The 23,316-nt window shown below is 69.1% G+C and carries 18 protein-coding genes and 1 tRNA gene; 10 read left to right on the top strand and 9 right to left on the bottom strand.

From position 1 onward, the window contains the following. Positions 1 to 64: 64 nt before the first annotated feature. Together lspA and ispH are read left to right on the top strand one after the other, a co-directional pair. Complete coding sequence (gene lspA / locus FHR56_RS10340; protein ID WP_019797822.1) at positions 65 to 568, top strand: signal peptidase II; 504 nt, start codon at positions 65 to 67, stop codon at positions 566 to 568. Between the two features lie 57 nt (positions 569 to 625). Continuing rightward, entirely contained in the window at positions 626 to 1,576 is a 951-nt protein-coding gene (gene ispH / locus FHR56_RS10335) for a 4-hydroxy-3-methylbut-2-enyl diphosphate reductase (RefSeq protein WP_160947646.1), read from the top strand. Positions 1,577 to 1,968: 392 nt separating this feature from the next. On the opposite strand, the gene FHR56_RS10330 is transcribed toward ispH, so the two are convergent. Together FHR56_RS10330 and FHR56_RS10325 are read right to left on the bottom strand one after the other, a co-directional pair. Then, on the bottom strand, positions 1,969 to 2,676 hold the full coding sequence (locus FHR56_RS10330; RefSeq protein ID WP_160947647.1) for a hypothetical protein: 708 nt from the start codon (positions 2,674 to 2,676) through the stop codon (positions 1,969 to 1,971). Next, positions 2,673 to 3,629, bottom strand: a complete 957-nt coding sequence (locus tag FHR56_RS10325; RefSeq protein ID WP_160947648.1) for a hypothetical protein — start codon at positions 3,627 to 3,629, stop codon at positions 2,673 to 2,675. The genes FHR56_RS10330 and FHR56_RS10325 overlap by 4 nt, the downstream gene beginning before the upstream one ends. Positions 3,630 to 3,748: 119 nt before the next feature. Between FHR56_RS10325 and FHR56_RS10320 the strand changes: the two genes are divergently transcribed. The 5 genes from FHR56_RS10320 to cyoD all read left to right on the top strand — a co-directional run bounded on the left by FHR56_RS10320 (position 3,749) and on the right by cyoD (position 8,052). Continuing rightward, positions 3,749 to 3,824 (top strand) — tRNA-Thr (locus FHR56_RS10320). A 315-nt stretch (positions 3,825 to 4,139) separates the two neighbouring features. Beyond that, complete coding sequence (gene cyoA / locus FHR56_RS10315; RefSeq protein ID WP_160947649.1) at positions 4,140 to 5,081, top strand: ubiquinol oxidase subunit II; 942 nt, start codon at positions 4,140 to 4,142, stop codon at positions 5,079 to 5,081. Then, positions 5,081 to 7,081: a cytochrome o ubiquinol oxidase subunit I gene (cyoB, locus tag FHR56_RS10310; protein ID WP_160947650.1), complete on the top strand. Its 2,001-nt coding sequence runs from the start codon at positions 5,081 to 5,083 to the stop codon at positions 7,079 to 7,081. Before cyoA ends, cyoB begins: the two co-directional genes overlap by 1 nt. Positions 7,082 to 7,084: 3 nt before the next feature. Beyond that, a complete protein-coding gene (cyoC, locus tag FHR56_RS10305) occupies positions 7,085 to 7,711 on the top strand; it encodes a cytochrome o ubiquinol oxidase subunit III (protein WP_010341156.1) in 627 nt (208 codons plus the stop codon). After that, complete coding sequence (gene cyoD / locus FHR56_RS10300) at positions 7,711 to 8,052, top strand: cytochrome o ubiquinol oxidase subunit IV (RefSeq protein ID WP_019796085.1); 342 nt, start codon at positions 7,711 to 7,713, stop codon at positions 8,050 to 8,052. Before cyoC ends, cyoD begins: the two co-directional genes overlap by 1 nt. 211 nt (positions 8,053 to 8,263) lie before the next feature. Here the strand turns inward: cyoD and FHR56_RS10295 are convergent, their stop codons facing one another. Further along, positions 8,264 to 8,902 carry a MarR family winged helix-turn-helix transcriptional regulator gene (locus FHR56_RS10295; protein ID WP_237473315.1) on the bottom strand — a complete coding sequence of 213 codons (639 nt, stop codon included), beginning with the start codon at positions 8,900 to 8,902 and terminating at the stop codon, positions 8,264 to 8,266. Here FHR56_RS10295 and FHR56_RS10290 point away from each other — a divergent pair. The 3 genes from FHR56_RS10290 (at position 8,874) to radA (ending at position 13,357) form a co-directional block, all read left to right on the top strand. Beyond that, entirely contained in the window at positions 8,874 to 9,614 is a 741-nt protein-coding gene (locus tag FHR56_RS10290; RefSeq protein WP_343160763.1) for an SDR family NAD(P)-dependent oxidoreductase, read from the top strand. The genes FHR56_RS10295 and FHR56_RS10290 overlap by 29 nt on opposite strands. Before the next feature lie 159 nt (positions 9,615 to 9,773). Further along, the gene (locus FHR56_RS10285; protein WP_160947652.1) at positions 9,774 to 11,663 is read left to right on the top strand and encodes a tetratricopeptide repeat protein; all 1,890 of its coding nucleotides are present in this window, start codon (positions 9,774 to 9,776) and stop codon (positions 11,661 to 11,663) included. Positions 11,664 to 11,971: 308 nt separating this feature from the next. Further along, a complete protein-coding gene (radA, locus tag FHR56_RS10280; protein ID WP_160947653.1) occupies positions 11,972 to 13,357 on the top strand; it encodes a DNA repair protein RadA in 1,386 nt (461 codons plus the stop codon). 294 nt (positions 13,358 to 13,651) lie between these two features. On the opposite strand, the gene FHR56_RS10275 is transcribed toward radA, so the two are convergent. The 6 genes from FHR56_RS10275 to FHR56_RS10250 all read right to left on the bottom strand — a co-directional run bounded on the left by FHR56_RS10275 (position 13,652) and on the right by FHR56_RS10250 (position 23,291). Next, a complete protein-coding gene (locus FHR56_RS10275) occupies positions 13,652 to 14,956 on the bottom strand; it encodes a jacalin-like lectin (RefSeq protein ID WP_160947654.1) in 1,305 nt (434 codons plus the stop codon). 108 nt (positions 14,957 to 15,064) lie between these two features. After that, positions 15,065 to 16,372 carry a histidine-type phosphatase gene (locus FHR56_RS10270; protein ID WP_237473316.1) on the bottom strand — a complete coding sequence of 436 codons (1,308 nt, stop codon included), beginning with the start codon at positions 16,370 to 16,372 and terminating at the stop codon, positions 15,065 to 15,067. 115 nt (positions 16,373 to 16,487) lie between these two features. Continuing rightward, on the bottom strand, positions 16,488 to 19,385 hold the full coding sequence (locus tag FHR56_RS10265; protein WP_160947655.1) for a TonB-dependent receptor: 2,898 nt from the start codon (positions 19,383 to 19,385) through the stop codon (positions 16,488 to 16,490). 269 nt (positions 19,386 to 19,654) lie between these two features. Continuing rightward, on the bottom strand, positions 19,655 to 20,653 hold the full coding sequence (locus FHR56_RS10260) for a FecR domain-containing protein (RefSeq protein WP_160947694.1): 999 nt from the start codon (positions 20,651 to 20,653) through the stop codon (positions 19,655 to 19,657). A gap of 65 nt (positions 20,654 to 20,718) precedes the next feature. Further along, complete coding sequence (locus FHR56_RS10255) at positions 20,719 to 21,243, bottom strand: RNA polymerase sigma factor (RefSeq protein ID WP_184502487.1); 525 nt, start codon at positions 21,241 to 21,243, stop codon at positions 20,719 to 20,721. 323 nt (positions 21,244 to 21,566) lie between these two features. After that, complete coding sequence (locus tag FHR56_RS10250) at positions 21,567 to 23,291, bottom strand: IlvD/Edd family dehydratase (RefSeq protein WP_160947657.1); 1,725 nt, start codon at positions 23,289 to 23,291, stop codon at positions 21,567 to 21,569. Positions 23,292 to 23,316 lie beyond the last annotated feature (25 nt).

Genomic DNA, 23,316 nt, shown 5'->3' with positions numbered 1-23,316 from the left:
CGGCGCCGTGGCTGCGGCGCCGGCCGTCCTCCCTATCCTTCTTCGCCCAAGGCGGACTTCCCGCATGACCGCACGACCCAACCCCTCCGCCCTGATCTGGCTGCTGCTGTCGGCCGTGGTGATCGGCCTGGACCAGTGGAGCAAGGCCTGGGTGCTGGCCAGCCTGCCCGAGTTCACCGCGGTGCCGGTGATTCCGGGCTTCTGGAACTGGTACCGGACCTACAACACCGGCGCTGCATTCAGTTTCCTGAGCCAGGCCGGCGGCTGGCAGCTCTGGTTCTTCACCGCGCTGGCGGTGGGCATCAGCGCCCTGCTGGCCTGGTGGCTGGCGCGCACGCCGCGCGGCGAGTGGCGCAGCGCGCTGCCGTACGCGCTGGTGATCGGCGGGGCGATCGGCAACGTGATCGACCGGCTGATGCACGGCCACGTGGTCGATTTCATCCAGTGGTACGTGGGCGAGCACTACTGGCCCTCGTTCAACATCGCCGACTCGGCGATCGTCGCCGGCGCCATCGGCATCGCCCTGTTCGGCGTGTTCGACGGCAAGGCGAAGCGAAAAGCGGGATAATCGGTGCCACTCTCCCTGTCGAAGCGCCTGGTCCCCTGCGGCCGGCGGATCTAGCTAATGGATGTCCTGCTCGCCAACCCCCGCGGCTTCTGCGCCGGCGTCGATCGCGCGATCGAGATCGTCAAGCGCGCCATCGAAACCCTGGGTGCGCCGATCTACGTGCGCCACGAGGTGGTGCACAACCGCTTCGTGGTCGACGACCTCAAGCAGCGCGGCGCGATCTTCGTCGAGGAACTGGACGAAGTGCCCGACGGCAATACGGTGATCTTCAGCGCCCACGGCGTGGCCCAGGCCGTGCGCCAGGAAGCCGAGCGGCGCGGGTTGAAGGTGTTCGACGCGACCTGCCCGCTGGTCACCAAGGTGCATTTCGAGGTGGCCCGGCACTGCCGTGCCGGCCGCGACGTGGTGCTGATCGGCCACGCCGGCCACCCGGAGGTGGAAGGCACGATGGGGCAGTGGGACCGCGAATGCGGCACCGGCCGCATCTACCTGGTCGAGGACATCGAGCAGGTCGCCACGCTGGACGTGAAGCAGCCGGAGAACCTGGCCTACACCACCCAGACCACGCTGTCGGTGGACGATACCCGCGGCATCATCGAGGCGCTGCGTGCACGCTACCCGGCGATGCAGGGCCCAAAGAACGACGACATCTGCTACGCCACCCAGAACCGCCAGGACGCGGTGCGCGACCTGGCCAGGGAGTGCGACCTGGTGCTGGTGGTCGGCTCGCCGAACAGCTCCAATTCCAACCGGCTGAGCGAGCTGGCGCGGCGCGACGGAGTGGAGTCCTACCTGATCGACGGCGCCGACGAGATCGACCCGGCCTGGATCGCCGGCAAGCGCCGGGTCGGCCTGACCGCCGGTGCCTCGGCGCCGCAGGTGCTGGTGGACGGGGTGATCGCGCGGCTGCGCGAACTCGGCGCCGACGGCGTGTCCGAACTGGCGGGCGAACCGGAATCGATGGTGTTCGCCCTGCCCAAGGAACTGCGGCTGCGCCTGGTCGACTGACGGACGCGTCCGGTCACGCGCTTCTGCAAGGCAGGCGCCCGTCGTGGCGAGCCGTAGGAGCAGCTTCAGCCGCGACTGCCATTGCGTCGCGCCCGGCGCTGCTGATGGGCACTGCGACCAACCCGCTTTCACCGCAATCGAGCCGGATGCAGGTTTTCTCGTAGGAGCGGCTTCAGCCGCGACGGGCTTTATCGGGAACGCCCGTCGCGGCTGATCCCGAAAAGGGGACAAGAGCCGCTCCCACGAGATAGCCGAGACGGGCGCGATGCGCGCGCCAACAGGGGGTTGGCGGCGCCCCGAAGCCGCCTCACATGAGCGCGAGGCGTCCTGGCAGCGGTGCCGGCATCGCACGTCTGGCCTCCGGCGCCTGGCCGCGCCGCGGCCACCAACGCTCACTGGCGCTGCATGCCCCGCGGCCGCCCCTGCGCATCGAACAGGATGCCCATGGTGACGCGATCGCCTTCCACGCCATCGGGCATCCAGCGCAAGCGGCCGCGCCGGCCGATCAGTACGTACACGTGATCCACCTTCTCCGGCTCGGCCTGCAGCGCCTCGCCCTGTTCCTTCAGGGCCGTGGCCACCCGATAGGCACCTTCGAAATCGATGTCCTGCAAGGCGGCGGTGTCGGTGGCCGGCTTGAGGAACGGGCCGAACATGCGCGGATCCACCGGTGCGCCCTTGTGCCAGGCCTCGTCGTGGAAGCTGTAGTCGTCCACGTGCCCCGGCCGTGCGGGGTCCAGCAACTGGAGTCCGATCCGACCGTCGTAGAAATGCACGGCATGGAACACGCGCAGGTCGTGGCCCTGCAGGTCGGGCAGGTCCGCCAGCGCCTGCCGCGCCGCGCGCAGCCGCTCCGGGTCGAACAGCAGGTTGCCGCGCGATGCCGGCGGCGCCGGTTCGGCAGCAGGCGGGGCGGACGGGGTCACCGCCAGCGACTGTGGCGTGGAGGTGGCCTGCAGGGCGGCCGCCGGGTCCGTCGCCTGCGGGGGCGCTGCCTGCAGGGTGACGCGGATGGTGTCCCAGGCGCCGCCGGCGAAGGCCAGGCCGCCGAGCAGCAGGACCACGCAGGCGAAGACCAGTGGGGTGGACGGCGTCTTCATGGCAGCTCCAGGTCGGCGCGGGCGGGGTGCTGCGGGTCGTACAGCACCGACACCGTCTCGCGCGGAAGCCGCCCGACATCGAGCAGCGACACGAACCGTCGCATCGTCGCTTCGTGTGGAGTGCCCGACGCGTCCTCGAACGCCACGCGGAACTCCACCTGCGGCTGCTCGTTGAGGGTGGTGCCGGTCTGGCGCACGTCCAGCACCCGTGCACGGGCGCGCAGGCCGCGGTATGTCAGGGTCTCGTCGGTGGCGTTGTTGCGGATCACGCGCAGGATCACGCGCAGCGCCAGCAGGTAGCCGTTGAGCACCAGCGCGCACATCAGCAGCGGGTGGTTGAAGGTCAGGAAGGTCCAGCCCAGCCCGCGGTTCTGCAAGCGCCAGGCCACGACGTAGGCCGCACCGACCAGGACCACCAGCAGCACGGCGCCGGCCGCGCGGCGCCACAGGCTCGTGCGGTCCAGGGCCGGCTCGGCGTCTTCCAGCACCAGGTTCGGGGTGGATCCCGGCGTGGTGCTCAGCCGCAGCGGCACGGTCCGGCCGCTCTCGAAGCGGCGTTGCGCCGGCTTGCGGTCCACGATCACCAGGGTGTCGCGGATGGGGGTGCCGGACAGGTTGTCGAAGGCCAGGGTCAGCGACAGCTGCGGCCAGCCCTTGACCTCGGCGCCGGTCGGTGCGGCGCGTTCGATCAGCGCCTCGCGGCGCACGCCGTGGGCGAGGATGTGGCGCACGCGTTGCAGTGCGCGTCCCGGCATCAGCAGCAGCGTGTCCAGGTAGGCGTAGAGCAGGTGCAGCCACAGGCACAGCGACAGCGCCAGCAGGGTCAGCGCCCATGCGGGCGAGCTGGGCTGGGCCAGTACGCGTGGCCAATCGCTGCCGAAGTAGAGGATGCAGGGGAAGGGCAGGGCGAAAAACAGCAGGAACGCGAGCCAGAACCAGGCGAACAACTTCACGATGCGCGGGGGATGCGGACGACGGGGGCGGGAGGGTAACCCATCGGTTGCGGCGCGCGCGCGAAGGCCCGGGCAGCGATTGACCCCGGCACGGGCCGACGCCTAGAATTGCCAGTTCCGCCGGAATAGCTCAGTCGGTAGAGCGGCGCATTCGTAATGCGTAGGTCGCAGGTTCGACTCCTGTTTCCGGCACCAGTTGCATCCAGAAGGCAGCCGCGAGGCTGCCTTCCTGGTTTCTGCGATGCCGCTTTCTGCGACGCACGTCCGTGGACGCGGCGACCTGCGACGCCGTGTCGCAGCCGGGTGCGGCAATGTGTCGCACATAAAAACGCGGCCTGGCGCCCGCTTGGGCTTGTCAATGGCTTCCGGAGTTGCGGCGCGGCAGCATAAAATGCGTCGTTGATCGCGCATGCCGGCCCGGATGCCGCGGCGGACGCGGGACAGCCCTTGTGCGGCGCCCCGCCTCCCGCTCCCGCGCGGTTCGCATCCCCTACGCAATTGGATCGTTCGATGATTCCGTTGAAACAACTCCGGCGCTCGCTGCGCTCCGGTCTGTTGCTGCTGGCCGCGCTGCTGCTGGCTGGCTGCAACTCGGCCATCCTCAACCCCAAGGGTCAGATCGGCCACGACGAGAAGACGCTGCTGATCACCTCGGTGGTGCTGATGCTGCTGGTGGTGATCCCGGTCATCGTGATGACCCTGGCCTTCGCCTGGCGCTACCGCGCATCCAACACCAAGGCGCGCTACGAGCCGAACTGGTCGCACTCCACCGCGATCGAGGTGGTGGTGTGGTCGATCCCGTGCATGATCATCCTGGTCCTGGCGGTGCTGACCTGGCGCTCCTCGCATGCGCTGGATCCATACAAGCCGCTGGAGTCGGACGTCAAGCCGATCACCATCGAGGCGGTGGCGCTGGACTGGAAGTGGATGTTCATCTATCCGGAGCAGGGCATCGCCACGGTCAACGAGATCGCGTTCCCGGTCGACACGCCGCTGAACTTCAAGATCACCTCCGACACGGTGATGAACTCGTTCTTCATCCCGCACCTGGGCACGCAGATCTACGCGATGGCCGGCATGGAGACCAAGCTGCACCTGATCGCCAACGAGCCGGGCGAGATGTTCGGCCTGTCGGCGAACTACAGCGGCCACGGCTTCTCGAAGATGGGCTTCGCCGCGCACGCCACCAACCGCGCCGGCTTCGACGCGTGGGTGGCCAAGGTCAAGGCGTCGCAGAAGACGCTGAACCAGGCCGAGTTCCAGGTGCTGGCGGCCAACCGCAACGACAAGGCCGCCTACCCGGTGACGTACTACGCCTCGGTGCAGGACGGCCTGTTCAAGTCGTTGATCGACAAATACATGATGGGCAAGGGCCACAAGATGGAAGGCCACGACGCTCATCCGGCATCGGCTGCTGAGCCGGTCGCCATGTGCACTTCTGGAGACAAGTGATGCTAGGCAAACTCACGCTCGAGGCGGTTCCTTACCACGAGCCGATCATCATGGCGGCCCTCGGCGGCGCCGGCCTGCTCGGCCTGCTGGTGGTGGCCGCGGTCACCAAGTACAAGCTGTGGGGCTATCTCTGGAAGGAGTGGTTCACCTCGGTCGACCATAAGCGCATCGGTGTCATGTACATCGTGGTGGCGCTGGTCATGCTGCTGCGCGGCTTCGCCGACGCGGCGATGATGCGCACCCAGCAGGCGATCGCGCACGGCGGCAACGAAGGCATCTTCCCGCCGCACCACTACGATCAGATCTTCACCGCGCACGGCGTGATCATGATCTTCTTCATGGCCATGCCGTTCATGACCGGCCTGCTGAACCTGATCGTGCCGCTGCAGATCGGCGCGCGCGACGTGGCGTTCCCGTTCCTGAACTCGCTGAGCTTCTGGCTGTTCGTGGCCGGCGCGGCCCTGGTCAACATCTCCCTGGGCGTGGGCGAGTTCGCGCAGACCGGCTGGCTGGCCTACCCGCCGCTGTCCGGGCTGGAATACAGTCCAGGCGTCGGTGTCGACTACTACATCTGGGCGTTGCAGATCTCGGGCCTGGGCACATTGCTCACAGGCATCAACTTCTTCGTGACGATCATGCGCATGCGCGCGCCGGGCATGACCCTGATGCGCATGCCGATCTTCACCTGGACCGCGCTGATCACCAACATCCTGATCATCGCCGCGTTCCCGATCCTGACCGTGGCGCTGGCGCTGCTGGGTGCGGACCGTTACCTGGGCACGCACTTCTTCACCAACGACGGTGGCGGCAACGCCATGATGTACGTCAACCTGATCTGGATCTGGGGCCACCCGGAGGTCTACATCCTGATCCTGCCGGCGTTCGGCATCTTCTCCGAACTGATCGCCACCTTCAGCCGCAAGCGCCTGTTCGGCTACACCTCGATGGTGTACGCGACCTCGTGCATCGGCGTGCTGTCGTTCATCGTGTGGCTGCACCACTTCTTCACCATGGGTTCGGGCGCCAACGTCAATGCCTTCTTCGGCATCACGACGATGATCATCTCGATCCCCACCGGCGTGAAGATCTTCAACTGGCTGTTCACCATGTTCCGCGGCCGCGTGCACATGACCGCACCGGTGCTGTGGACCATCGGATTCATCATCACCTTCGTCATCGGCGGCATGACCGGCGTGATGCTGGCGATCCCGGCGGTGGACTTCGTGCTGCACAACAGCCTGTTCCTGATCGCGCACTTCCATAACGTGATCATCGGTGGCGTGGTGTTCGGCTACCTGGCAGGCCTGACCTACTGGTTCCCGAAGGCGTTCGGCTTCAAGCTCAACGAGAAGCTGGGCAAGGCCTCGTTCTGGTGCTGGATCATCGGCTTCTTCATCGCCTTCATGCCGCTGTACGTGCTCGGCTTCATGGGCATGACCCGGCGCATGAACAGCTACAACCATCCGGAGTGGGCGCCGTGGCTGATGGTGGCCGCGGCGGGTGCGGCGATCATCGGCACCGGCATCTTCCTGAACCTGGTGCAGATCGGCTACAGCATCTGGAAGCGCAAGGACAACCTGGACCTGACCGGCGACCCGTGGGACGGCCGGACCCTGGAGTGGGCGACCTCCTCGCCGCCGCCGTTCTACAACTTCGCGGTGCTGCCGCACATCGACGACCGCGACCAGTTCTGGGAAGACAAGCTCAAGGGCAAGGGCTGGACGCGTCCGGCCAAGTACGAACCGATCCACATGCCGCGCAACACGGCGGCGGGCTTCTGGATCGGCGCGTTCAGCATCGTCATGGGCTTTGCGCTGACCTGGCACATCTGGTGGATGGCGGTGATCGGCCTGGTCGGCATGATCGGCAGCTTCATCGCGCGCACCTTCGATGACGACATCGATTACTGGGTCCCGGCGGAGGAAGTGGAGCGCATCGAGAACGCGCGCTTCGCCCTGCTGGAACAGCAACACGCGGCCAACGCCGCAAAGGCGGTCTGAACCATGGCTTCCACGACGCTCGATCCCCACGCCGCCCACGCGGGCGGCCACGACCACGACCACGAACATCACGACGCGGGCGGCAACACCGTCTTCGGGTTCTGGGTCTACCTGATGAGCGACTGCCTCATCTTCGCCGGCCTGTTCGCCACCTATGCGGTGCTGGCCGGTGCGACGGTGGACGGCCCGACCGCCAAGGAACTGTTCGACCTCAAGTTCGTGCTGGTGGAAACCTTCCTGCTGCTGTTCAGCAGCCTGGGCTTCGGCCTGGCGATGATCTCGGCGAACAAGCGCAGCATGGGCGGCCTGTACGGCTGGCTGGCGGTCACCGCGGCGCTGGGCCTGGGCTTCCTGGGCATGGAGCTCTACGAGTTCCACCACCTGATCGAAGAGGGCGCCGGCCCCGGCCGCAGCGCGTTCCTGTCGGCCTTCTTCACCCTGGTCGGCACCCACGGTCTGCACGTGGCCTCGGGCCTGCTGTGGATGACGGTGCTGGTGATCCAGATCGCCAAGAATGGCCTGACCCCGCGCAACATGACCCGCCTGGCGTGCCTGAGCCTGTTCTGGCACTTCCTGGACGTGATCTGGATCGGCGTGTTCACCATCGTCTACCTGCTGGGAGCGCTGTAATGGCCAACCATCATTCGTCCTCCGATGCGCACGCCGAGCACGGCCATGGCGGCGGCCTGAAGTCCTACCTGGTCGGCTTCGTGCTGGCGGTGATCCTGACGGTGATCCCGTTCGGCATGGTGATGAGCGGGGCGTTCCCGCGCGGCGTCACCGTCATCGTCATCGCGGTGCTGGCCGCGGTGCAGATGCTGGTGCACCTGATCTACTTCCTGCACATGGACCGTTCGGCCGAACAGCGCTCCAACGTGCACGTGGGCCTGTTCTCGCTGCTGATCATCGGCATCGTGGTGGTCGGCTCGCTGTGGGTGATGCACAACCTCAACGTCAACATGATGCATTGAGGGCGGCACCGCCGCAGGTTCGCAAAGGCCGCCTCCGGGCGGCCTTTTGCGTTGTACGGGCCGCAGCCCGGCAGCGCTGCAAGGGCAGGCCAAGCGCCCCGACATCGGCGTGGCGGGCCGGCACCTGCGCGAGCGCGATCGGCGTACCAAGGCGACGCAAGCCTGCAGCTACGCCGTGCGCCCTGCGGAAACGAGGCGCGGCGCGCCGAGGTCAGTGCTGGTCTGCTCCGAGCGTCGCGGCGAGTTTCAGCAGTGTCTGCGCGTCTTCCGCGCTGAGGCGGTCGAGCAGCCGGGCTCTGACCGAGGCGGCGTGGACCGAGCGTGCCGCCGCGATCTTGTCCTGGCCCAGGGCGGTGATGGCGACCGTCACCACGCGCGGCTCGCTGCCGTTGCGGCGGACCAGGCCGCGCGCCTGCATGCGCGTGAGCTGATGCGACAGCCGACTCTTGTGCCATCCCATGGAATCGGCGAGCGCCTGTTGGCGCAGTTCGCCCTTGCCCAGATCCACCAGCCGCGACAGCACGCCGAAGTCGCTGCCGGTCAGGCCGGCCCCGGCGGCCAGGTCCTTTTCGACGGCCGCCATCACCGTCTGGCCCATCTGCTTGAAGGCGTGCCAGATCGCCAGCTCGCGTGTGGAAAGTCGCGCGTGTTTCATGCGGTCACCATAGACGCCGCCGGTTGACATGACAACCCGATGGGCGTATTCCTGGGTTGACATGACAACTTGAGCGCGGCCATGGGCCGGCAGGCGATGCCTGCCGAGCGGCCCGCATTCGATGGAGGCGAGGACGATGTCTGCAACGACCTTTGCAGGTGTGGAAGTGTTGCTGACCGGCGGCAGCGACGGCATCGGGTTCGGCCTTGCGCAGCGCTTCCTGGCCGCAGGCGCAAACGTGCTGGTCACCGGCCGTGATGCCGGCAAGCTCGACCGCGCGGCCAAGGCCGCGCCCGGCCTGCAGACCCTGGTCAACGACATCGGGGTGGCCGAAGAGCGCGAGCGACTCGCGCAGTACCTGCACGCGCGGCATCCCGGGCTGCGCGTGGTCGTCAACAACGCCGGCATCCAGCGACGCGTCGCGCTCGCCGACGACCAGGCGCCCTGGGCCGAGCGCCAGCGCGAGATCGACATCCTGTTCGCTGCCGTCGTGCATCTGAACCATTTGCTGGTCCCGCTGTTGCGGCAGCATGGCGAGCCTGCGCTCGTCGCCAATGTCTCCTCCGGCGGCGCCTTCGTTCCGCAGCCGTTCGCCCCGGTCTACAGCGCCTGCAAGGCCGCGCTCCACAGCTATACGGTCAACCTCCGCTTCGCGCTCTCCGCGACGCCGGTCAGGGTCGTGGAAATCATCCCACCCGCCGTCCGCACCGGCCTGGCAGGCCCTGGCATGGCCCATGGCGCGGACCTGGACGACTTCTGCGACGCCATCTTCGCCGGCCTCGCGGCGGGGCAGGCCGATGAACTCGGCTTCGGAATGACCGATTCGGCGGAGTTTCGGCATCGTCTCGACGTGGAGCGTGCCGTGTTCGATGGGTTCTCCGGGCGCTTTCCCGTGCGCAGGTACTGAAGCGCGATCCGCTGCGTCTGCTGGGTTCGCGTCTAGCCGAGCGCGGCGCCCAGGCGCGGCGATCGCCGCGGGCATGACCTATGGCATGGCACGCGGCGGCGGCGCGGGCATAGCATGGGGGTTTGCTTGTCCGCTGTCGTTCGCCCCCCTGGAGACCCCATGAGAAAGTCCACCGCCTGGATGGCGCCGTTGCTGCTGGCCGCCACTGTCGCGTTCCAGGCCTCGGCGCAGACCGCCCCGCCGCGCGACGTGCCGTTCGTCGGCACGCTGAAGATCGATGTCGACGCCACCGATCTGGCGCACCGCATCTTCCGCGTGCGCACCACCATCCCGGCCGCGCCGGGACCGATGACCCTGCTGTACCCGCAGTGGATCCCCGGCAACCATTCGCCGACCGGCCCGATCGACAAGCTGGCCGGGCTGGTGATCAAGGCCAACGGCAAGGTGCTGCCGTGGACGCGCGATCAGTACGACGTCTATGCGTTCAAGATCGACGTGCCCGCCGGCGTCAGCGAGATCGTCGCCGAGTATCAGTTCCTGTCCTCGCAGGGCGACGGCCAGGGCCGGGTGATGATGACCCCGGAGATGCTCAACCTGCAGTGGAACACCACCGCGCTGTATCCGGCCGGGGTGTACGCGCGCAACATCAAGGCGCAGGCCAGCGTGACCCTGCCGGCCGGCTGGGACTACGCCACGGCGCTGGAGACCGCCTCGCGAACCGGCGACACGGTGACCTTCAAGCCGATCGATTTCGACGACCTGGTCGACTCGCCGATGTTCGCCGGCAAGTACTACAAGCGCATCGTGCTGGACGACAAGGGCAAGGCGCCGGTGGCGCTGAACGTGTTCGCCGACAAGCCCAAGTCGCTGGAGGCCAAGCCCGAGCAGGTCAAGGCGCACGTGGCCCTGGTGCAGCAGATGGACAAGCTGTACGGCGCGCGCCACTTCGACCACTACGAGTTCCTGCTGGCGCTGACCGACAAGCTCGGCGGCATCGGCCTGGAGCACCACCGCTCCAGCGAGAACAGCGGCCCGCTGGACTACTTCACCGAGTGGGACAAGAGCTGGGAGATGCGCGACCTGCTCGCGCACGAGTTCAACCACTCCTGGAACGGCAAGTACCGCCGCGGCGCCGACCTGGCCACGCCCAACTTCAACGTGCCGATGGGCGACAGCCTGCTGTGGCTGTACGAGGGCCAGACCCAGTTCTGGGGCGAGGTGATCGCCGCGCGCGCGGGGCTGTGGACCCAGGACCAGGCACGCGACATGCTGGCCAACGTCGCCGCCACCTACCAGCGCGGGCGGCCCGGCCTGGCCTGGCGCGCGCTGCAGGACACCACCAACGACCCGACCATGTCGATGCGCCGGCCGCGCGCCTACCGCAGCTACCAGCTGAGCGAGGACTACTATTCCGGCGGGCAGATGGTCTGGCTGGAGGTCAACGCCAAGCTGCGCGAGCTCAGCGGCGGCAAGCGCTCGCTGGACGACTTCGCCAAGGCGTTCTTCGGCATGCACGACGGCGCCTGGGACGTGAACCCCTACACCTTCGACGACATCGTCGCCACGCTCGACGGCATCGCCAAGTACGACTGGGCGACCCTGCTGCGCAGCCGTCTCGATGAGCACGGTTCGCTGGTGGGCGGCATCGAGGCCAGCGGCTGGAAGCTGGTCTATACCGATCAGCCGAACGCGGCCAACAAGACCAGCGAGGCGCGCAACAAGAGCCTGGACCTGAGCTATTCGCTGGGCTTGAGCCTGGACCAGCAGGGCCAGGTGCAGGCCGTGCTGTGGGACAGCCCGGCGTTCAACGCCGGCCTCATCGCCGGCAACCGCGTGGTCGCGGTCGGTGGCCAGGAGTACAGCGCCGAGGCGCTCAAGGACGCGATCACCGCGGCCAAGGGCGGCAGCGCCCCGATCGAACTGCTGGTCAAGCGCGGCGACCGCTACGACACCTTGCGCATCGCCTACCACGGCGGCCTGCAGTATCCGCACCTGGAGCGCATCGCCGGCACCCCGGATCGCCTGAGCGAGTTGTACAAGGCGCGTTGAGGTTGGCGGATGTCCCTCGCCCGGCGTGGTCCGCCGGGTGGCGGGGCAGCGCGTTGCGCCGTGCGGTGCGGCGCGTGATCGATCGCCGTCGCTGCGTTGAGGGGGCATACGGTGCGTCTGTCGTAGGAGCGGCTTCAGCCGCGACGGGGCATTACCGTCAAAGCCCGTTCGCGGCTGAAGCCGCTCCTACAAAAATGCGTGGTTTTTCGGTTCGCCGATGCCGTTGGACCAGCGTGGGGCACCTCCGTCGCGGACCTTGAGACCGCCAGCCACTATGCTGATGCATTGTCTGAGCGGACCAGAACCAGATGGCGAAAGCGAAAACGGCCTATGTCTGCGGCGAGTGCGGCGCCGAATACACCAAATGGCAGGGCCAGTGCGTCGAATGCGGCGCCTGGAACACGCTGAGCGAGATCGTGCTGGAGAGCGCGGCCACGGCCAAGGCGCCGGCCGCGGCGCGCCGCAGCGGCTGGGCCGGCAAGGCCGAGACGCCGAAGATCACCGCGCTCAAGGACGTGGAGCATCGCGACCAGGCGCGCGTGTCCACCGGCATCGGCGAGTTCGACCGGGTGCTCGGTGGCGGCCTGGTGGAAGGCGCGGTGGTGCTGATCGGCGGTGATCCCGGCATCGGCAAGTCCACGCTGTTGCTGCAGGCGCTGGCGAAGATGGCCGGCACCCTGCCGGTGCTGTACGTGACCGGCGAGGAATCGCTGGGCCAGGTCGCCGGGCGCGCGGTGCGCCTGGACCTGCCGCTGGATGGGCTCAATGCGCTGGCCGAGACCGGTATCGAGCACATCCTGCAGCACGCCAGCGCCGCGCGGCCCAAGCTGATCGTCGCCGACTCGGTGCAGACACTGTGGACCGAGGCGCTGACCGCCGCGCCCGGTTCGGTCAGCCAGGTGCGCGAGAGCGCGGCGCGGCTGGTGCGCTATGCCAAGGAGACCGGCACCGCGGTGTTCCTGGTCGGCCACGTCACCAAGGAGGGCGGCATCGCTGGCCCGCGCGTGCTCGAGCACATGGTCGATGCGGTGCTGTATTTCGAGGGCGAGAGCGGCAGCCGCTTCCGCCTGCTGCGCGCGTTCAAGAACCGCTTCGGCGCGGTCAACGAACTGGGCGTTTTCGCGATGGGCGAGAAGGGGCTGAAGGAAGTCTCCAATCCGTCGGCGATCTTCCTCTCCGGCGGCAGCGCGCACCAGCCCGGCAGTTGCGTGATGGTCACCCGCGAAGGCACGCGGCCGCTGATGGTGGAAGTGCAGGCGCTGGTCGATGCCTCGCCGCTGTCCAATCCGCGACGCGTGGCGGTGGGGCTGGAGCAGAACCGACTGGCGATGCTGCTGGCGGTGCTGCACCGCCATGGCGGTATCGTGGTCGGCGACCAGGACGTGTTCGTCAACGTGGTCGGCGGCATCCGTGTGCAGGAGACCGCGGCCGATCTGCCGGTGCTGCTGGCGGTGCTGTCGTCGCTGCGCGACCGGCCGCTGGCGGAGAAGACCATCGCCTTCGGCGAGGTCGGCCTGTCCGGCGAGATCCGCCCGGTGCCCAACGGCGAGGACCGGTTGCGCGAGGCCGCCACGCACGGCTTCAAGCGCGCCATCGTGCCCAAGGCCAACGCGCCCAAGACCGGCACGGTCAAGGGCATGGAGGTGATCGCGGTGGAACGCCTGGCGCAGGCGTTGGAAGCGGCAAGCGAATAAGCCCCGCTTCGGCGGTCGCGTCTTCGCCACTCCTGTGGGCGTCATCGCTGCGGATCGCGGCGTGGTGTGTGCGATGGCGCGGCCCGGGTCGTGCCGCCGTCGCATCGCGCGGCTGGCGTGGAGCGCTCCGCTCGCCCCGGCAGCATGCAATGCATCCATTCGCTGCACACGAATGCGTGCGATCGGCCATCGATCGCAGTCAGGCCATGATGTTTTCGCGCAGCGAACGGCGCGCGTCGCCACGCGCGCCGTTGCCGTTGCGATGCCGCAGGCGCGATGGCGCCCGCGGGTCGGTCAATCCTTGCGGTACACCACGCCGAGCTTGTCGATCTCGTCGCCGTCGCGGCCGGTGAAGCCGGCGATGTGCCAGCCGCTGGGCGCGGTGAGCGTGTAGGTCTCGGTGGTCGGCGTGCCGGCGCTGAGGCTGCGGCCCTGGTTGGTGCGCAGGCTCAGCGAGAACAGCCGGGTATGGCCGTTGTACTGGCCCACGCTCAGCGTCGCCGAGGTCAGGCGCTCGTTGCTGCCCAGGCGCAGGGCGACCGGATCGCCGCCGCTGCCGCCATGGGCCAGGGTGCTGCCGTTGTCCAGGCCCAGCGCGATGCCGTCCAGGCGCTCGGCGCCACGCAGGGTCACGCTGGCGATGGTGCGCTGCTCGGCGCCCTTGGCGATGTCGTTGAACGGGGTGCCGTGCGGGCCGCCGAACTGGTCGCTGGTGCGCACGGTGGTGCCGACCGCCCAGCCGAACTGCGCGGCCAGCGGGTAGTGGTCGGACAGCGGCTTGCCGTCGCTGTCGTAGAAGTTGCCGTCGTCGAGCTTGTAGCGGTTGGCGACCAGGGTCAGCTGCGGCGCGTCGCGGTACAGGATCTTGTCCACCACCTCGCAGTCGTTGCTCGGCGGGGTGCCGCACAGCAGCGGTGCGGCGCCGGCGGCCGGTGCGCTGCCCTTGACCAGCTCGACCCAGGTGTCGGTCAGGCCGTTGGCGGCGATCAGTTCGCGGATGTTGTCGTCGGCGCGGGTGTAGCGGGTGTTGGAATCCATCATCACCAGCACCGCGTTGCCGGCCGACCAGGTCTGGATGAACTGCGAGAGCTGGCTGATGTTGGCGCGCCGCGCAGCCAGGTCGCCGCTCTCGGTGCCGGCGTTGGGGTGCGCGTTGTACACATCCAGCAGCACGCCGTCGTCCAGGCGCACGCGCATGTAGCTGAAGCCCTTGGGAGTGAGGCAGTCGGTGCCGTTGCACTTGTCCCACTTGACGCGGGTGAAGTCGTCGAAGCGGTAGTTGCTCAGCGTGTTGAGGCCATCGCCGATCGCCGCGCCGCCGCTGGTGGGCGTGCGGTAGGGGTGCTTGTCGCCTGCGTACAACGTGGCGTGGTAGTTGAAATCTTCCTGCACGTTGATCAGGCCGTAGGGCGCCAGCTTCGGTGCGATCTGCGCCGTGTTGGCGGCCGGGTTGCTGCTGGAAATGCCCTGCGGCAGGCCGGCGACGTTGTAGGTGAGCACGTCGAGGACGCCGACGTCCGATTGCGCGTGGGCCACGCCGGCGCAGGCCAGGCTCAATCCGATACCGTAGCTCACGAGGGTGCGTAGATGCTGGATCATGAATCGCCTCTTGCGGGTTGGGAGGAACAGCGGATGGCGCGAGCGCCAGGGGCGGTGCCGGAAGGCACCGATGCCGCCGCGCGACCGGGCGGGCCGGCGCACGTGGCGTCATGGGGTCAGGAACCGCGGATCGAGCGCGGCCTCGACCGCGGCGGCGAAGGCCGGCAGCGGGCAGTCGTAGGCGGCGTCGGGGCGGCTGCACTGCGGGATGAACACGGGCGAGCTCAGCGGCGGCGCCTGCAGCGTCAACGCGCGGCGTTCGCGCAGCTGCGCCAGGCTCTGCGCGGTGTAGCGCAGGCGGATCACCCGCTCGCCGTCGGCGCGGCGCCAGCGCTCGAACACCAGTGCGCCGCCGGGCACGGTCTGGTCCGGTTGGTAGCCGGGCAGTTGCCAGTGCAGGTCGAGCATGCCGGCCAGCAGGGTCAGGGTGCCGTCGTGGCCGGACAACACCACCAGCCGCGCCGTGCCGCCGATCGGTTCGGCGTGCGTGGCCTGGCCGCTGCCATCCAGCAGCGTCGCCAGCAGTCGCGCCGCCAGCGGCGAGGCGGCCATACGTGCCACTGCCGGCGCGCGCAGGCGCAGCGCGAATTCCGCCTGGTGCGGGGCGAAGGCGCGCAACAGGCTGGCTTCGTCCACGTCGCGCCAGCCGAGCGCGGCGAAATCCTGGCCGTCGGCCCAGCCCATCAGCAGGCTTTCGCTGAGGCCGGAGGCGGCCGCGGCGGGGCCTTCGATGCCGGGGATCGCGTCCTCGGCGTCGCCCAGTCGTGCCGGCACCGCATCCAGGCGCAGCTTGCCGCTGCCGGCGTCGGCCGGGCAGGGCCGTTGCGCGCACTGCAGCAGCAGTTGCTGCAGGCTGTCCACCGCGTCGGCCTGGGCCGCATTCCAGGCCTGCGCATCGCCGCCAATGCGGCCGGCGATGGCCGCGCGCATCTGCGACACCGCGGCGGGAGTGCGCAGGGCGGGCACGCCGTCGAACAGCGGATCGGAGGTGCCGTCGGCGACGCTGTGCACCGGGTTGGCGCAGCCCGGGGTCAGCGTGCTGGCCAGCGCCTGTGCCGAGGCCACGGTGCGCTGGGTGCGGTTGGCCCAGTAGTACGCGGCCGCGCAGCCGTCGCCGGCGAACAGCCCCAGCGGCGCGTAGCGTGCGCGGTAGTAGGCGCCGAACAGCCGTTCCAGTGCCGCGCCGTTCGCGGTGAGATAGCCGGCGGGCACCGCGAAGCGCGGCCAGGGGCGCGCCGAGTAGCGCTCCAGTTGCTCGGTGCTGGACATCGCCGCGCGCACGCCGTGGCGCTTGAGGATGACGACTTTTTCCAGCGTTTCTGTCGCGACCGGTTGCGCGCGTGCCGCGATGCAGGCCAGCGGCGCGAGGGCGATCAGGGCAAGGGCGGCGAGGTGCGACAGCGGTGGCATCGGCAAGCTCCAGGCAGAGGTGGTGCGCCGCGCGCGCGGCGCACGGTGCGATGGCGGGCGCCCGCGGCCGTGCAGGCAACGGGCGCCGGGCGGCTGCCGCGCGCGGCGGCAGCGCGGCGGATCAGAAGCGTGCGCGCACGCCCACCGACCAGGTGCAGCCGTAGTCGGTGTAGCCGCCGAACAGGCGGTCGCCGACGTACTGGCGCTGCACGGCACCGGTGAGATTGATCGCGTTGACGAACACCGACAGGGTGTCGTTGACCTTCCAGGCCACGTTGGCGTCGAGGCTGCCGAACTGGTCGCTGTTGAGCGTGGCGACGTTGGCGGTGCCGACCGCGTTGACGATGTCGTCGCTCCAGCTGTAGCTCACCCGCGCCATCAGCGGTCCCTTCTCGTAGAACAGCACCGCGTTGTAGGTGTTCTTGGCCACGCCTTCGAGGCTGTCGGTGAAGGTGCGGCTGCCGTCGCGGTAGGTGGCTTCGCTGTCGGTCCAGGTGTAGTTGAGCTGCATGCCCAGCCCGTCCAGCGGCGCCGGCAGGCCGGCGAAGACCTGCTGGTAGGCCACTTCCACGCCCTTGACGCTGGCCTGGCTGCCGTTGGTCTTGGACGAGAGCAGGTAGGTCTGGCCCTGGTACTGCAGGTTCGACAGCTGGGTCTGGATGAAGCGCGAGATGTCCTTGTAGAACACGCCGCCGGTCAGCGCCGAGGTGCCGTCGATGTACCACTCGAAGGTCAGGTCGTACTGCCAGGCCTCGAACGGGCGCAGCGACGGATTGCCGCCGCTGGCGGTGAGGATCTCGCCGCTGGAATTGAAGGTGAGCTTGGACGACAGGTCGGTAAGGTCGGGGCGGGTGATGACCTTGGCCGCGGAGCTGCGCAGCACCATGTCCTCGCGCACGTCCCAGGCGGCGTTGAACGAGGGCAGCGCGTTGCTGTAGCTGCGCGCGAAGTGCACCGGTTGCGCGCTGCCGTTGACGTCGGCGTGGCCGTCGGTGGTCTGCTCGGTGCGCACCAGGCGCACGCCGAGGTTGCCGCGCAGTTCGCGGCCGGCCAGTTCGCTGCCGAAGTCGGCCATCGCATAGGCCGAGCCGATTTTCTCCTTCACTTCGTAGGAGTTCTGCAGGTCGGCGCTGTTGGGCGTGTTGGCCAGGTCCGCGGCGGTCGGCCAGCTGCCGAAGAAGGTCGATTCGATCGGCGCCAGCCACTGCCGCGGCAGGCTGCCGTTGGCGTCGGCGAGCATGTCGTCCACCGGCAGCGCGGTGAAGTTGCCGGCCGGGAAGCGCACGCCGGCGATGCTGGTCAGCAGCAGGTCGGCGCGATCGTAGGTGCGCGATCGCTGCCGGTACTTGGCGCCGAACTTGAGGTCGCGGAAGAAACCGTCGCCGAGCGCGCGCTTGGCGTCGAGCTGCAGCGCGTCCTCCTTGTCGCGCGCATCGATCTCGCGCCATTCCAGGCGGCGCCCGGCCACGCTGGCCGGGTTGGTCGGGTCGAAGCCGTTGGTGAAGCGCCAGTCGGGCACGTCGTCGCCATCGGCCTGCGGCATGTCCACGCGCATCGACAGGGTGGTGCCGCTGCGCAGGCGCGTACGCCGGATCGGATCGGAGTCGTAGCTGTGCGCCTGCGAGTGGAACGCCACCGCGCCCAGCGTCCACGCATCGCCGCTCCAGGTGCTGGACAGGCGCGCGCTGCGGTTGTCGTCGGTGATGCCGGAGGTCTCGCGCGAGATCTGCACTTGGCCATTGCGGTAGTCGAAGCCGGCGACGCCGCCGTGCGCCACACGCAGGTTGCTGAGCTTGGCCAGGCTGTCGAAGCCCACGCCCAGGCTGTATTCGTCGTAGTGCACGGTCTGCTTGGCGTACAGCAGGTCCAGGTTGGTTTCCCAGGCCGCGCTCGGCTTCCATTGCAGCGAGGCGGCGATGCCGGTGCGTTCGCGCTGCTCCAGTTCCAGCGTCGGGCGCAGGCCGGTGGCCACGTAGTGGGCGCCGGGCACGCCCGGCACGCCGTCGCGGTAGTAGTCCCAGCTCACTTCGTTGACCCGGTCCTGGCGCAGGCTGCGCTGCGCATAGGCGCCGGAGAGCAGCAGGCCGAAGGTGCCGTCGGCGTTGACCCAGTTGAACAGGCCGGACACGCGCGGATCGTTGGCGTGGGTGCGCTGCGCCTGGCTCGACTCCAGCGAGACGTTGGTCAGGGGTTTGCCCAGTTCCAGCGGGCGAAACGTGCGTACGTTGACGATGCCGCCGATCGCGCCCTCGTCCAGGTCGGCGGTGGGACTCTTGATCACGTCCAGGCCGGCGACCAGTTCCGCCGGCAGCGTGTCGTAGCGGAACTGGCGGCCGGTCTGGCCGGAGGTGCGCACGTTCTCGTTGACCGCCATGGTCTGGCCGTTGAGCGTGGTCACCTGGAAGTTGGGGCCGAGGCCGCGCACGCGCACGTACACGCCTTCGCCGCGGTCGCGCACGATCGACACGCCAGGCACGCGCTGCAGCGCTTCGGCCACGTTCTGCGCCGGCAGCTTGCCGATGTCCTCGGCGGCGATCACGTCGACCACGCTGTCGGCATAGCGCTTCTCGCGCAGCGCGGCGCTGAGGCTGCCGGCGTAGCTGCCGAGCACCTGGATGCCGTCCAGTTGCTTGACCGGCGCGTCCGCCGGCGTTGTCGGTGTCGGTGTCGGTGCGGCGGTCATGGTCGCCGGCACGGTGGCGGCGGCCTCGGCCGGCACGTTCGCCGCCTCGATCGTCACCGTGGTCGGGGTCAGGAAGCGATAGCGCAGGCCGGTGCCGTCGAGCAGTTGCTGCAGCGCCTGTTCCGGCGCCGCGCCGGCGCGGCTGCCATGGGTCTGCGGATTGCCGGTGTTGCCAGCGGCATAGACGAACTGCAGGCCGGTCTGCCGCGACAACGCATTGAGCGCGCGCGCCAGCGGCTGCGCGGGAATCGCACCGACCGCGACGGGCGCGGTCTGCGCGCCGGCGGCGCCGGCATGCAGGGCGAGGGCGATGGAAAGGAACAGGGTGCGGCGCATCGTCGGGTCCTGTGAGAGCGGGGTGGTGGTGCGCGTGGCATCGCCATCGGGCGTTTGCCTGCGCTGTCCCCGGACTACGAGGCGCGACCGCGACGATCGGGCACCGTTTTTCGATGAATTTTCTGTGACACGTGCGGCGGGGGCTGGCGTCGCGCGCGCACGAAGACGCGCGTGCACCACGCGTGTGACGCGCTGATGGCACGCGACGGCGTGCCGATCATTCGGTCTGGACGACGCGTGCGTCGCGCAGCGCGCGACGTCCCTGCACGCTACTGCGGGCGCACTGGTGTCTGCGCGCGGCTGCGCACGTGGATGCCGTCGGCGCTTGCGTGTACCTGCAATGTCGGCTGCGCATCCAGGAAGGCGCGCAACGCGGCGAGATCGTCGCCGCGCAGGTTGCCGGTCAGCCGCATCGCACCCGCGTCGGCGTCGTCGATCAGCAGGCGGGTGCGGTTGAGCCGGTTGAAGTCTTCGGCGACATTGGCCAGCGGTTCGTCGCGGAACACGATGCGGTGCTGCCACCAGGCATGCATGGCCGCGACGTCCTCGTTGCCGAGTTCGACCCGCCCATCGGCGGTATCGATGCGCGCGCTCTGGCCGGCGCCGAGATCGGCCAGCATCGGCTGCTGCGGCTGGTCCTGGCGCCACACGTGCACGCGACCGGACGACACCTCGATGCGGGCCTGATTCCGGTGCAGGGCGATGTCGAAGGTGGTGCCGATGTCCTCCACGCGCAGGCCGCCGGCCTGTACCTGCAGCGGGCGGCGGTCGGCGGCGACCACGAAGCTGGCCTGGCCCTGCAGCAACTGCAGCGTCCGGCTCCACGGCGTCAGCGTGGCGCGCACCCGGGTCTGCGCATTGAGCCGCACCACGCTGCCGTCGGCCAGTTGCACGCGGCGTTGTTCGCCGAGCGCGGTGCGGTAGGTCTGGGGGCGCGGCCAGGCCCAGCCGACCAGCACCGCCACCGCGCAGACCGCGGCGGCCGCGGCCAGGCGCCAGCGTGGCGCGGCATGGCGGCGCGGCGCGCGCGTTTCTGCCGCCGCTGGCGCACGCCGCGGCAACGGCAGGGCGATCACGTTGTTGGCTGCGGCGCCATCGGCGGCGGCGTCGCTGGCCAGCAAGGCATCCACGTCCAGGTCCATGCCGCGCAGCGCCTCGCCGAGGTCGCCGGCCACGCGCTGCATCGCCAGGTACTCGCGCAGGTGCTGCGGCGAGGCGGTCAGCCAGTCCAGCAGCTGCTGTTCCTGTGTTGCGTCCAGCGGCTGCATGCGCTGCAAGGCATGCCAGTGCGCGGCCTCGGCAATGGCGCTGCGCGACGAGAAGGCGCTGTCGTTCACCAGCGCTCTCCGCTGTCGGCCAGTGCGCGGCGGCAGGCGGACAGACCGCGCACCACGTGTTTCTTGACCATGTGCGGCGACACGCCCATGCGTTCGGCGATCTGCTTGTAGCTCAGCCCGTCGCGATACTGCATCACCAGCACCGCGCGGGTGCGCGCGGGCAGGTCGGCGAGCAGGGCCTGCAGGTGCTGCTGGCGCTGCCGCCGGTGTGCGCTGTCTTCCACGTCGTCTCCCGCCGCCAGCAATTGCGAGAACTGCTCCATCTCGTCGATGCGCAGCGGCGCCTGGCGGCGACGCGCGGCCTGTTCGCGCGCCAGGTTCTGCGCGACGGTGTACAGATAGGCTTCGGGATTGGCGATGGCCTCGCCCTGCTGCCGATGCGCGCGCAGCAGCCGCAGATAGGTCTCCTGCACCATGTCCTCGGCGTCTTCGCGCGCGCCGCGGCGCACGAAGAAGCCGCGCAGCACCGGGCCGTGTTCGGCGAACATGCGCGCCCATGCGCGTTTGGGGGGAGCCGCCACCGAGCCTGCCTTGTCCCTGGGGTGCGGGGCAGGCTAGAAGCTGCAGATGACGGTTCGGTGACGTGGGGTGGTGTCGCGCCTGGAAGAAGGCGGCGTTCGCTACTTTCTACCGAAGTCGACTGCCATGCAGCCGCGATGCGCGAAGTGGTGCGCTTTCCGACGGCGCAATGCGTCGGGACTGAAGTCCCTCCCACAGTGCATCTGGTGGGCTCGCCGCGAGCCTCTGTAGGAGCGGCTTTAGCCGCGATGGGCTCTACCGGTAACGCCTGTCGCGGCTGAAGCCGCTCCTACGAAACCAAGGCGGATGCATCTGACCGCGACCGCTAATGCGAATCGCGCGCCACCGCGTCGCCGCTGCCGCCGACCAGGAAGTCCAGGTCCGCGCCCAGGTGCGCCTGCTGCACGTGCTCCACATAGAGCTTGCTCCAGCCGCGCGTCGGGGCCGGTGGCGGCGTCCATTCGCTGCGTCGGCGCAACAGTTCCTCGTCGCTGACCTCCAGGTGCAGGGCGCGGCCGGGCACGTCGAGTTCGATGATGTCGCCGTCGCGCACCAGCGCCAGCGGGCCGCCGGCCGCGGCCTCGGGCGAGGCGTGCAGCACCACGGTGCCGTAGGCGGTGCCGCTCATGCGCGCGTCGGAGATGCGCACCATGTCGGTGATGCCGGCGCGCAGCAGCTTCGGCGGTAGCGGCATGTTGCCGACCTCCGCCATGCCCGGGTAGCCGCGCGGGCCGCAGTGCTTGAGCACCATGATGCAGTCGGCGTCGATGTCCAGCGCCTCGTCGTCGATGCGTGCCTTGAAGTCCTCGATGCTTTCGAACACCACCGCACGCCCGCGGTGCCGCAACAGGTGCGGCGAGGCGGCCGAGGGCTTGATCACCGCGCCGTCCGGCGCCAGGTTGCCGCGCAGCACGGCGATGCCGGCCTCCGCGCGCACCGGCGCCTCCAGCGGGTGGATCACCTCGCGGTTCCAGCACGGCGCCTGCGCCACGTTCTCGCCCAGGGTTTGGCCATTGACGGTGCGCGCGTCCAACGCCAGTTCGGCACCGAGTTCGCGCATCACCGCCGGCAGCCCGCCGGCGTAGTAGAAGTCTTCCATCAGATACTGGCCGGACGGCTTGAGGTTCACCAGGCACGGCAGGTGCGAGCCGAGCCGGTCCCAGTCGTCCAACTGCAGCGGCACGCCCACCCGGCCGGCCAGGGCGAGCAGGTGCAGCACCGCATTGGTGGAGCCGCCGATCGCCGCGTTGACCTTGATCGCGTTGGCGAAGGCATCGGCGGTCAGCACCTGCGACATGCGCAGGTCCTCTTCCACCATCTGCACGATGCGCCGCCCGCTGAGCCGCGCCAGCCGCGCGCGGCGCGCGTCCACCGCCGGGATCGCCGCGTTCTCCGGCAGCGACATGCCCAGTGCTTCGACCATGCTGGCCATGGTCGAGGCGGTGCCCATGGTCATGCAGCTGCCCTTGGAGCGTTGCATGCAGGCTTCGGCCTCGACGAAATCGTCCTGGCTCAGGGTGCCGGCGCGGACCATCTCCGACATCTCGATCACGCCGGTGCCCGAGCCCAGCGGCTGCCCGCGCCAGTTGCCCGACAGCGACGGCCCGCCGGACACGCCGATGGTCGGCAGGTCCACGCTGGCCGCGCCCATCAGCAGCGCCGGGGTGGTCTTGTCGCAGCCCATCAGCAGCACCACCCCGTCCAGCGGATTGGCGCGGATCGATTCCTCCACGTCCATGCTGGCGAGGTTGCGGAACAGCATCGCGGTGGGGCGCATCTGCGTCTCGCCCAGCGACATCACCGGGAACTCCAGCGGGAACCCGCCGGCCTCGTACACGCCGCGTTTGACGTGTTCGGCCAGTTCGCGCAGGTGGCCGTTGCACGGGGTCAGTTCCGACCAGGTGTTGCAGATGCCGATCACCGGGCGGCCGTCGAACATGTCGTGCGGATGGCCGGCGCTCTTGAGCCAGCTGCGGTAGTAGAAGCCCTGCTTGCCTTCGCGCCCGAACCAGGCCTGGCTGCGGCGCGGCGGTTTGCTGGGTGAGCCCATGTCGGCGGATTCCTCGAGTCCAGGA

The organism is Xanthomonas sp. F10 (assembly GCF_014206815.1).
GTDB classification, from domain to species: Bacteria; Pseudomonadota; Gammaproteobacteria; order Xanthomonadales; family Xanthomonadaceae; genus Xanthomonas_A; species Xanthomonas_A indica.
This window is presented reverse-complemented; position numbering and strand designations above follow the sequence as displayed.

Bases quoted from the DNA above. Each gene is read 5' to 3' on its own strand.
- lspA (WP_019797822.1), top strand. From the start codon at position 65: ATGACCGCACGACCCAACCCCTCCGCCCTGATCTGGCTGCTGCTGTCG.
- ispH (WP_160947646.1), top strand. From the start codon at position 626: ATGGATGTCCTGCTCGCCAACCCCCGCGGCTTCTGCGCCGGCGTCGAT.
- FHR56_RS10330 (WP_160947647.1), bottom strand. From the start codon at position 2,676: ATGAAGACGCCGTCCACCCCACTGGTCTTCGCCTGCGTGGTCCTGCTG.
- cyoA (WP_160947649.1), top strand. From the start codon at position 4,140: ATGATTCCGTTGAAACAACTCCGGCGCTCGCTGCGCTCCGGTCTGTTG.
- cyoB (WP_160947650.1), top strand. From the start codon at position 5,081: ATGCTAGGCAAACTCACGCTCGAGGCGGTTCCTTACCACGAGCCGATC.
- cyoC (WP_010341156.1), top strand. From the start codon at position 7,085: ATGGCTTCCACGACGCTCGATCCCCACGCCGCCCACGCGGGCGGCCAC.
- cyoD (WP_019796085.1), top strand. From the start codon at position 7,711: ATGGCCAACCATCATTCGTCCTCCGATGCGCACGCCGAGCACGGCCAT.
- FHR56_RS10295 (WP_237473315.1), bottom strand. From the start codon at position 8,902: ATGCCGTCGCTGCCGCCGGTCAGCAACACTTCCACACCTGCAAAGGTC.
- FHR56_RS10285 (WP_160947652.1), top strand. From the start codon at position 9,774: ATGAGAAAGTCCACCGCCTGGATGGCGCCGTTGCTGCTGGCCGCCACT.
- radA (WP_160947653.1), top strand. From the start codon at position 11,972: ATGGCGAAAGCGAAAACGGCCTATGTCTGCGGCGAGTGCGGCGCCGAA.
- FHR56_RS10275 (WP_160947654.1), bottom strand. From the start codon at position 14,956: ATGATCCAGCATCTACGCACCCTCGTGAGCTACGGTATCGGATTGAGC.
- FHR56_RS10265 (WP_160947655.1), bottom strand. From the start codon at position 19,385: ATGCGCCGCACCCTGTTCCTTTCCATCGCCCTCGCCCTGCATGCCGGC.
- FHR56_RS10260 (WP_160947694.1), bottom strand. From the start codon at position 20,653: ATGCAGCCGCTGGACGCAACACAGGAACAGCAGCTGCTGGACTGGCTG.
- FHR56_RS10250 (WP_160947657.1), bottom strand. From the start codon at position 23,291: ATGGGCTCACCCAGCAAACCGCCGCGCCGCAGCCAGGCCTGGTTCGGG.